Raw genomic sequence first — 7,644 nt, 5'->3', positions numbered from 1 at the left:
TCCGGCTGCCCGACTGGGTCGATACCCACGCGGCCGGGCTGGTCGCGAGCGGCTGGTCCGACGGCGAGGTCGCGGCCTTGAGGACGGTTGCCGAGCGGGCCGCCGTTGACCTGGACCGAGCATCGCCCTGCCTGGTGCACAGCGACCTGAACCCGAAGAACGTGCTGGTCGACCTGGACACGCTCCAGGTCACCGCCGTGCTCGACTGGGAGTTCGCCCACGCGGGCCATCCGGCCACGGACCTGGGCAACCTGCTGCGCTTCGACCGGGAGCCGGCCTACGTCGAAGGCGTCCTGGACGGCTGGTTCACCGGTCAGGGGAGGGGTGCCGGTTCCGGCGCCGTCCCGAACCGGCTGGCCGGCTCGGCGGGACGCCGTCGGGCGACGGACCTGGCGCGCGCCGCCGACCTGGTCGCGCTGGTCGAGCTCGCCGCCCGCGCCACGGAGAACCCGGTGGTGCATCAGGCCCGCGCGCACCTGCGCGCCGTCGCCCGCACCGGCGACGTCCACGCCACCCCGTGACCGGACGTTCGTGGCCCGACTTTCGTGGCCGCTGACCTGCGCGGACGTTACGTTGCTCGGTGTGCGGCGCACCGCGCACCATCCTGGTCGCCGGGCGCCCACGGAGAGGACGCTCACGTGAGGCTTGTTCGTATGACGTCGTTGGCAGTCGTGACGGCGGTCGCAGGATCGATGCTCGCCCTTGCACCTCTGACGGCTGCCGCAGAGCCCCGGCAGCCCGTGGCGACCGCCCCGATCTCGCAGGTCGCCGAAGATCCAGTCCCAGAGACCGAGGAAGAATTCCGGGCCGCGATCCAGGCCATCCTGGACGCCCCCGAGGTGGGTGTCGCCATGCGGCGCGAAGCGCTGGAGGCCCTGGAGATCGGCACTGTCGAAGCCATGACGTACTTCCTCGAGACCGGCTGGCAGGCCGCGCAGGACGAGGACTACCGGTTCGCGATCTTTGTGATCATCGGTGATCCGGAGACGGGTCGGGCCGTGCGGGACGCGGCGGACGCGGCTCTGGAGGACGGTAGTTTGGAGGCGATGTCGTACTTCCTGGAGACCGGCCGCTGGATCGCCCAGGACGAGGACAACACGGTCGCGATCTTCGTCATCATCGGCACCCCGGGGATCAGCGCCGCGCTGCGGGCGGCCGCTGTGGCCGCGCTGGACGGGACCCCCGAGGACCGCGCCTACTTCATCGAGACCGGACAGTACGAGGTGGAGTGACGTCCGGCCGGCGCGTGCCTATCGTGTCGGCATGGCTGAGCTCGCCCCGTACACGATCACACCCGGCACGCTGGCGCGGCTGGCACAGCCCACGCTGCCCCTGGCCGACGGTCTGACGATGCGCCCCTGGCGCGACACGGACGCCCTCGCCGTCCAGGAGGCCTACGCCGACCCCGACATCCAGCGCTGGCACGTGCGCCGGGTCGACTCGCCGGACGAGGCACTCGGGATGATCGTCAACTGGCAGCATGCCTGGGCGCAGGAGCGCCGCCTGGAGTGGGCGGTCGCCGGCGCGGACGGGTCGCTCCTGGGGCGGCTCGCGCTCAAGGACCTCGAGCTGTTCGACGGCGTCGCCGAGATCGCCTACTGGACCGTCCCGGCGGCACGAGGCCGGGGCGTGGCGCCGCGGGCCGTCGTCGCGGCGAGCGCATGGGCGTTCCAGGTCGGGTTCCGGCGGCTGGAGCTGGAGCACTCGACGCTCAACCAGGCCTCCTGCCGCGTCGCGGAGAAGGCCGGGTTCGCCCTGGAGGGCACCCGCCGTGGCGCCGCTCGCCACGCGGACGGCCACCACGACATGCACGTCCACGCCCGGCTGGCCGACGCCGTCGGCGCTCTCCCTCTTGAGGCCTAAGTTTCTTGGCTCTGCTGCCACGCAAAGCGAAGAAACTTAGGCCTCAAAGGGGAGTTCGGCGGCGGCGTCAAGGCCCGGACCTCCCCCCTCAGAAGGGAGAGCGCCCGCGGGCGTCAGGCCCGGACTTCCTCCAGGTACTCCGCGATGCGGCCGATCGCCTCGGTGAGCACGTCGACGTCGGGCAGCGTGACCAGGCGGAAGTGGTCGGGCTCGGGCCAGTTGAAGCCTGTCCCGTGCGTCACCAGGATCTTCTTGGCGCGCAGCAGGCCGATCACGAACGCCTCGTCGTCCTTGATCGGGTACATCTCGGGGTCGAGCCGCGGGAAGCAGTACAGGGCGCCGCGCGGCCGCACCGACGTGACGCCCGGGATCTCGTTGAGCAGCTTGTCCGCCAGCATCGACTGCTCGTAGAACCGGCCGCCGGGCTGCACCAGGTGGTCGATCGACTGGTAGCCGCCGAGCGCCGTCTGGATGGCGTGCTGCGCCGGCACGTTGGCGCACATGCGCATGTTGGAGACGAGGGTCAGGCCCTCGATGAAGTCGGTCGCGCGGTGCTTGGGGCCCGAGATCATGGCCCAGCCCGACCGGTAGCCGCAGATCCGGTATGCCTTGGACAGGCCGCTGAACGTGATGCACAGGACGTCGTCGGCGGCGAACGTGGCGGTGTGGTGGTGCGTGGCGCCGTCGAACAGGATCTTCTCGTAGATCTCGTCGCTCAGGAGCACCAGGTCGTGCTTGCGCGCCAGCTCCGCCAGGCCCTTGACCGTCGACTCGCTGTACACCGCCCCGGTCGGGTTGTTCGGGTTGATGATCACGAGCGCCTTCGTGGCGGGCGTGATGCGGGACTCGATGTCCGCCAGGTCCGGGTTCCACTCGTTGGACTCGTCGCACCGGTAGTGCACCGGCGTGCCGCCCTGCAGGCTCACGGCCCCGGTCCACAGCGGGTAGTCCGGCGCGGGCACCAGCACCTCGTCGCCGTCGTCGACGAGCGCCTGCAGCACCATGCTGATCATCTCGGAGACGCCGTTGCCGATGAAGACGTCGTCCACGTGCGTGTCGATGCCGTGCGACTGGTAGTACTGCGCCACCGCCGTGCGTGCCGAGTAGATGCCCCGGCTGTCGCTGTAACCCTGGGCCTCGGGCAGGTGGTGGATCATGTCCGCGAGGATCGCGTCCGGTGCCTCGAACCCGAACGGCGCCGGGTTGCCGATGTTCAGCTTGAGGATCTGGTGACCCTCGGCCTCCAGCCGGTACGCCTCCTCCAGGATCGGACCACGGACGTCGTACCGGACGGACTTCAGCTTGCGGCTCTGCCTGATCTCTCGCACCCGCTCATGGTCGCAGGTCCGGTGGTGTGCCTCGTCACCCGTCCGCGAGACGCGCCGGGAACCCGCCCGTCGCCACCGGGCCCCAGCGCTCGATCGTGATCCGGACCAGCGACTTGCCCTGCTCCACCATCGCCGCGCGGTACTCGTCCCAGTCCGGGTGCTCCTTGCCGGCCGCCGCCCGGAAGTAGTCCACCAGCGGCTCCACCGACTCGGGGACGTCCAGTACCTCGGCCGTGCCGTCGATCTGCACCCACGCCTCGCCGAAGTCCCCGCCGAGCGCCATGAACGACGCCGCCGGCCGCTTCCTCAGGTTCCGTACCTTGGCCCGCTCGGGGTAGGTCGAGACGACGACCCGGCCCTCCGGGTCCACCCCGTACGTCACCGGGCTGAGCTGCGGGGCGCCGTCGGCCCTCGTGGTCACGAGGATCCCGTTGCGGCGCGAGCGGAGGAACTCCAGCAGCTCGTCCCGGGACACGGTCGTGTTGGTCGCGATAGTCCTGGCCATGGGCGTCAGGCTATCCCCGGGCCCGGCTCGTCCGTGCCTCAGGCGGGCCGCAGGCAGAAGGGGTGCCCGGCAGGGCTGGCATAGACCCTGCCGCTCGGCGGCGCGCCGGGGTCGATGTCGCCGGTGGGCCGCAGCCGACGGGCCCCCGCCGCGAGGGCATTCCTGTCAGCCGTTGCCAGGTCGTCCGTCGTGAGGTCGACGTGCATCTGCTGCGGGTTCCCGTCCGGCCAGCCCGGCGGGACGAGTCCCGGGACCAGCTGGACCACGAGCACCGGGAACCCGTCCGCCCGGACGAAGTGATGGGTCGGGGTCCGGGTGACCGAACCGCCCAGGAGCCGCTGCCAGAACGTGCTCTCGAGGTCCAGGTCGGGGGCGTCGAAGCTCACCGCGCCGAGGTTGATGCTCATGTTGTCTCCGTCTCGTGTCTCTGTCTGCTCGTGACCGTCGGCAGCCTGCTCGTCACCCGCTCCCGTCATACGGCGGGGATGATGCCGCCGTCGACGCGGAACTGGGCTCCCGTGAGCCACTTCGCCCGGTCGGACGCCAGGAAGGCGATCATCTCCGCGACGTCCTCGGGGTCACCGGGCCGGCCCATCGGCATGCCGAGGTGGTCGACGATCTGCTGTTGCACCTCGCCGAGGGTGATGCCCTGCTGGTCGGCCATCTGCTGGTGGTGTGCACGAGCACCCTCCGTGACCACGAAACCTGGCAGGACGCACACCACACGGACCCCGTGCTCGCCCACCTCGGTCGCCAGCTCGCGGCTGTAGGCGTTGAGCGCCGCCTTGGCCGCCGCGTAGGGGGCCTCGTTGCGTTGCGGCAGGCGGCTCGCGATCGACGAGACGTGCACGACGACGCCCGAGCCGCGCTCGACCATCCCAGGAACCAGTGCCCGGTCGAGTCGTACCGCCGCGAGCAGGTTCATCTCCAGGTCCGACTGCCAGGACTCGTCAGACCGCTGAAGGGTCGGCGTCGGGGTGGTCGCGGCGCCGGCGTTGTCGACCAGGACGTCGACGCCGCCGACGGCGTCGATCACCCGGCGGCCGAGCTCGGCGACGCCCTGCTCGGTGGCGAGGTCCGCGGGGATGTGAGTGGCGCGCAGACCGGCCGGGGGCACGCCGCGTGCGGCGGTGAGCACCGTCGCACCGGCCGCGGCGAACCGCTGGGCGGTCGCCCTGCCGAGGCCCCGGCTGCCGCCGGTGACCAGTACACGTAGGCCTTCGAGTCCTTCGGCCGGAACGGGCACGGGAGTCTCCTTCCAGTAAGATGAACCTGATTCCGGAAACGGTACACCTAACATGAACCTGCTTCACATTACGGAGGTCGAGATGCCGTCGTCACGCCCGCTGCGCTCCGACGCGCGACGCAACCGGGAGGCGGTCCTGACCTCGGCGCGGGAGGCCTTCCTCGCCGGGGAGCCAGGCATCCGCGTCGAGGAGATCGCCCGCCGGGCAGGCGTGGCGGTCGGGACGATCTACCGACACTTCGACACCCGGGAGGCGCTCGTCGAGGAGGTCTACCGCCACGAGGTCGACGAGCTGTGCGCCGCGCCCGCGGCGCTGCTCGACGAGCACGCCCCTGACGAGGCCCTGCGGCGGTTCCTGCTGCTGCTCGTCGAGCACGCGGCCGTCGGCAAGGGGATGTCCGTCGCGCTGGAGGCCATCATGGCGACCGACTCGCCCGTGTTCGGCGACGCCCGCGCGCGGATGGCCCAGGCGCTCGACCTTCTCCTCGGCGCGGGCGCCGCCAGCGGCGCCGTCCGCGGCGACGTGAACGGACGGACCCTCCTGCGCGCCCTGGGCGGGGTCTGCGGGATGCGCGCCACCGACGGCTGGCAGGACGAAGCCGTGCGCATCACAGGGCTCCTCTTCGACGGCCTGAGGTTCGGCGCAGCGGACGCAGCCCCGACCGCCGTCACGCACTAGACTCGCTGCGCGCCCTGCGGCGCCCACCCACCGCCGTCCCGCCCGTCAGGGTGCCCGGCGGGGGCAACTCGTCTTCCGTCATGAAAGGACCTCTCCGTGCTCCGCACCCACACGGCCGGCTCACTGCGGGCCGAGCACATCGGCCAGACCGTCACCCTCACGGGCTGGGTCGACCGCCGCCGTGATCACGGAGGAGTGGCGTTCATCGACCTGCGCGACGCGTCCGGCATCGCCCAGGTCGTGATCCGCGACGAGGAGATCGCCCACCCGCTGCGTGCCGAGTTCGTCCTGCAGGTCACCGGCGAGGTCGGCCGCCGCCCCGAGGGCAACGCCAACCCCAACCTCGCCACCGGCGAGATCGAGGTCGTCGCCACCGAGGTCGTCACCCTGAACGAGTCGGCCCCGCTGCCGTTCCAGGTCTCCACGGCGCTCGCGGACACCGAGGTGATCGGCGAGGAGGCGCGCCTCAAGCACCGCTACCTCGACCTGCGCCGCCCGGCCCCCGCCCACGCGCTGCGCCTGCGCGCCAAGGCCAACCAGGCCGCGCGCCGCGTGCTCGACGAGCAGGACTTCGTCGAGATCGAGACGCCGACCCTGACCCGGTCCACGCCCGAGGGCGCCCGCGACTTCCTGGTCCCGGCCCGCCTGGCGCCCGGCTCCTGGTACGCCCTGCCGCAGTCGCCGCAGCTGTTCAAGCAGCTCCTCATGGTCGGCGGCATGGAGCGCTACTACCAGATCGCCCGCTGCTACCGCGACGAGGACTTCCGCGCGGACCGTCAGCCGGAGTTCACGCAGCTCGACGTCGAGATGAGCTTCGTGGACCAGGAGGACGTGATCGCCCTCGGCGAGAAGATCCTCCAGGCCCTGTGGGCGCTGGTCGACGTCGAGATCCCGACGCCCATCCAGCGCATCACGTTCCACGAGGCCATGCGCCTGTACGGCACGGACAAGCCGGACCTGCGCTTCGAGAACCCGATCGTCGAGCTCACCTCCTACTTCGCGAACACGCCGTTCCGCGTGTTCCAGGCCGAGTACGTCGGCGCCGTCGTCATGGCCGGCGGGGCGGCCCAGCCGCGCCGCCAGTTCGACGCCTGGCAGGAGTGGGCCAAGCAGCGCGGCGCCCGCGGCCTCGCGTACGTGACCTTCACGGAGGAGGGCGAGCTCGGCGGCCCCGTCGCCAAGAACCTGTCCGACGACGAGCGCGCGGGCCTCGCAGCCGCGACCGGCGCCCAGCCCGGCGACGCCGTGTTCTTCGCCGCCGGCAAGACGTCGGAGGCGCGGGCCCTGCTCGGCGCCGCCCGCCTCGAGATCGCGCACAAGACCGGCGCCATCGACGAGAACGCCTGGTCCTTCGTCTGGGTCGTCGACGCGCCCCTGTTCAAGCCGGCCGGTGAGGACGACGACGTCGACCTCGGCTCGTCCGCCTGGACCGCCGTGCACCACGCGTTCACGTCGCCGACCCCCGAGTGGATCGACTCGTTCGAGAAGGAGCCGGGCGAGGCCCTGGCCTACGCCTACGACATCGTCTGCAACGGCAACGAGATCGGTGGCGGCTCGATCCGTATCCACCGCCGTGACGTACAGGAGCGCGTCTTCGAGGTGATGGGCATCGGCCACGAGGAGGCGCAGGAGAAGTTCGGCTTCCTCCTCGACGCCTTCGCCTTCGGCGCCCCGCCGCACGGCGGCATCGCGTTCGGCTGGGACCGCATCGTGTCGCTGCTGACCAGGTCGGCCTCGATCCGCGACGTCATCGCGTTCCCGAAGTCGGGCGGCGGGTTCGACCCGCTGACGGCGGCCCCGGCGCCGATCACGCCGGAGCAGCGCAAGGAGGCCGGCGTGGACTTCACGCCCGAGGCCGCGCCCGTGGCGGCCCCCACCGCGTGACGCGTCTGGACGGTCACGGGCTCGACCACGTCTTCCACCGGGTGCGCGCCGACCTCCTCGACGTCACGCGCGCCTGGACGGACAGCAGCGGCCGTGCCGACACCGGCGCGGCCGCCGTCCTGGAGCTCGCGGACCCGAC

9 protein-coding genes are annotated in these 7,644 nt (G+C 71.5%); 5 read left to right on the top strand and 4 right to left on the bottom strand.

The window, feature by feature from the left end; genetic code table 11:
* From PROKR_RS11115 to PROKR_RS11105, 3 genes are all read left to right on the top strand, one after another.
* The coding region (locus tag PROKR_RS11115; protein WP_157602017.1) for a phosphotransferase at window positions 1-521 on the top strand (521 nt) is incomplete at its 5' end.
* A gap of 117 nt (window positions 522-638) precedes the next feature.
* The gene (locus PROKR_RS11110; protein ID WP_036963087.1) at window positions 639-1,232 is read left to right on the top strand and encodes an ALF repeat-containing protein; all 594 of its coding nucleotides are present in this window, start codon (window positions 639-641) and stop codon (window positions 1,230-1,232) included.
* 31 nt (window positions 1,233-1,263) lie between these two features.
* Complete coding sequence (locus tag PROKR_RS11105; protein WP_036963084.1) at window positions 1,264-1,863, top strand: GNAT family N-acetyltransferase; 600 nt, start codon at window positions 1,264-1,266, stop codon at window positions 1,861-1,863.
* Between the two features lie 113 nt (window positions 1,864-1,976).
* Here the strand turns inward: PROKR_RS11105 and PROKR_RS11100 are convergent, their stop codons facing one another.
* The 4 genes from PROKR_RS11100 to PROKR_RS11085 form a co-directional block, all read right to left on the bottom strand.
* Window positions 1,977-3,191, bottom strand: coding sequence for a pyridoxal phosphate-dependent aminotransferase (locus PROKR_RS11100; RefSeq protein WP_036963083.1), 1,215 nt, complete (start codon window positions 3,189-3,191; stop codon window positions 1,977-1,979).
* Window positions 3,192-3,225: 34 nt separating this feature from the next.
* Window positions 3,226-3,696 (bottom strand): PPOX class F420-dependent oxidoreductase, encoded by a 471-nt coding sequence (locus PROKR_RS11095; protein WP_036963081.1) that lies wholly within the window; start codon window positions 3,694-3,696, stop codon window positions 3,226-3,228.
* 38 nt (window positions 3,697-3,734) lie between these two features.
* Window positions 3,735-4,103, bottom strand: coding sequence for a VOC family protein (locus PROKR_RS11090; protein ID WP_036963079.1), 369 nt, complete (start codon window positions 4,101-4,103; stop codon window positions 3,735-3,737).
* Between the two features lie 65 nt (window positions 4,104-4,168).
* Window positions 4,169-4,942 carry an oxidoreductase gene (locus PROKR_RS11085; protein WP_036963077.1) on the bottom strand — a complete coding sequence of 258 codons (774 nt, stop codon included), beginning with the start codon at window positions 4,940-4,942 and terminating at the stop codon, window positions 4,169-4,171.
* Between the two features lie 52 nt (window positions 4,943-4,994).
* Between PROKR_RS11085 and PROKR_RS11080 the strand changes: the two genes are divergently transcribed.
* Together PROKR_RS11080 and aspS are read left to right on the top strand one after the other, a co-directional pair.
* Entirely contained in the window at window positions 4,995-5,621 is a 627-nt protein-coding gene (locus PROKR_RS11080; protein ID WP_211240106.1) for a TetR/AcrR family transcriptional regulator, read from the top strand.
* A 96-nt stretch (window positions 5,622-5,717) separates the two neighbouring features.
* On the top strand, window positions 5,718-7,505 hold the full coding sequence (gene aspS, locus PROKR_RS11075; RefSeq protein WP_036963075.1) for an aspartate--tRNA ligase: 1,788 nt from the start codon (window positions 5,718-5,720) through the stop codon (window positions 7,503-7,505).
* The last annotated feature ends 139 nt before the right edge of the window (window positions 7,506-7,644 follow it).

Source organism: Promicromonospora kroppenstedtii DSM 19349 (assembly GCF_000515355.1).
In the GTDB taxonomy this organism is placed as follows: Bacteria; Actinomycetota; Actinomycetes; order Actinomycetales; family Cellulomonadaceae; genus Promicromonospora; species Promicromonospora kroppenstedtii.
This window is presented reverse-complemented; position numbering and strand designations above follow the sequence as displayed.

What these genes read in the sequence shown, in the direction of transcription:
- PROKR_RS11105 (WP_036963084.1), top strand. Translation starts at nt 1,264, where the DNA reads ATGGCTGAGCTCGCCCCGTACACGATCACACCCGGCACGCTGGCGCGG.
- PROKR_RS11095 (WP_036963081.1), bottom strand. Translation starts at nt 3,696, where the DNA reads ATGGCCAGGACTATCGCGACCAACACGACCGTGTCCCGGGACGAGCTG.
- PROKR_RS11090 (WP_036963079.1), bottom strand. Translation starts at nt 4,103, where the DNA reads ATGAGCATCAACCTCGGCGCGGTGAGCTTCGACGCCCCCGACCTGGAC.
- PROKR_RS11080 (WP_211240106.1), top strand. Translation starts at nt 4,995, where the DNA reads ATGAACCTGCTTCACATTACGGAGGTCGAGATGCCGTCGTCACGCCCG.